1 protein-coding gene is annotated in these 1,203 nt (G+C 58.8%); it reads right to left on the reverse strand.

Annotated elements, in window-relative coordinates:
• Nucleotides 1–34: 34 nt before the first annotated feature.
• On the reverse strand, nt 35–1,203 hold a 1,169-nt coding region (gene tnpC, locus A3722_RS14185), incomplete at its 5' end, for an IS66 family transposase (protein WP_067916227.1).

Consider the following 1,203-nt stretch of genomic DNA (forward strand, 5'->3'; position numbering starts at 1 on the left):
TCGCGATCTCGATGAGCTGTAAGCGGTGCGCTGGTCACACGGGTTTGGCGTAATTCCAAGGCAGCAGTTCGTTGATGTCGGTTTGTTTGTGTCCTTGGGCGATAGCTGTCAGGACACCTGACAGATAGCCGTGGGGCTCGATCCCATTGAGTTTGCAGGTCTCGATCAGGGAGGCGATGACGGCCCAGTTTTGCGCCCCGGCATCGTGTCCGGCGAAGAGCGCATTTTTGCGGTTGAGGGCTATGGGACGGATGGTGCGCTCGACTGGATTGTTGTCGAGTTCGATGCGGCCATCGGTGAGGAACAGGCACAGCCCGTCCCAGTATTTGGCGATGTATTTCAGGGCTTCTCCAGTCGGAGATTTGCTTGAGACGCGGGCGCGGCTTTGTGCGAGCCAAAGCTCGAAGGCATCGATGATGGGTCTTGAGCGTTTCTGTCGTGCAGCGCTGCGTTGGTCGGCAGACAGGCCGCGCAGGTCTTTTTCGATGCGGTAGAGTGCCTGGATTTGGTTCAGACCTTCCTGCGCGATTGGTGCCGCTCCGGATTGGGTAACATCATGCAGTTTGCGGCGGGCATGGGCCCAGCAATAGGCCAGCGTCACATCCTGCGTCGGACGTTTCAGCAAGCGGTTATAGCCTGCGTAGCCGTCCACCTGCAGGGTGCCGCTAAAGCCGTTCAAAATATTATCTGCGTGCTGGCCGGATCGTCCCGGGGCATATGTGAAGGCCACACCGGGAGGATCATCACCACTCCATGGCTTGTCATTGCGGGCAAGCGCCCAAAAGTATCCTGTTTTTGTGCGTTTGCGCCCGGGTGCCAGAACCGGCGCGGGCGTTTCATCCATGAAGAGCTTGGTGGAGCGTTTCAGGTCGTCCATGAGCGCATTATAAACCGGGGTCAATTCGAACGCCGATTTGCCAACCCACGCCGCCAAGGTCGAGCGATCCAGATCTATCCCCTGACGGCTGTAAATCTGTGCTTGCCGGTAAAGAGGCAGGTGATCCGCGTATTTGGAGACGAGCATATGCGCCAGCGTGGCCTCGGTCGGCATGCCACCTGCGATAATGTGGGCCGGTGCGGGCACTTGGGTGACCCCACCCTCACAGGACCGGCAGGCGTATTTGGGCCGCCGGGTGACAATCACCCGGAACTGCGCCGGAATGATGTCCAAGCGTTCGCTGACATCTTCGCCAATGACATGAC

It is taken from the genome of Sulfitobacter sp. HI0027, assembly GCF_001634775.1.
Taxonomy (GTDB): Bacteria; Pseudomonadota; Alphaproteobacteria; order Rhodobacterales; family Rhodobacteraceae; genus Sulfitobacter.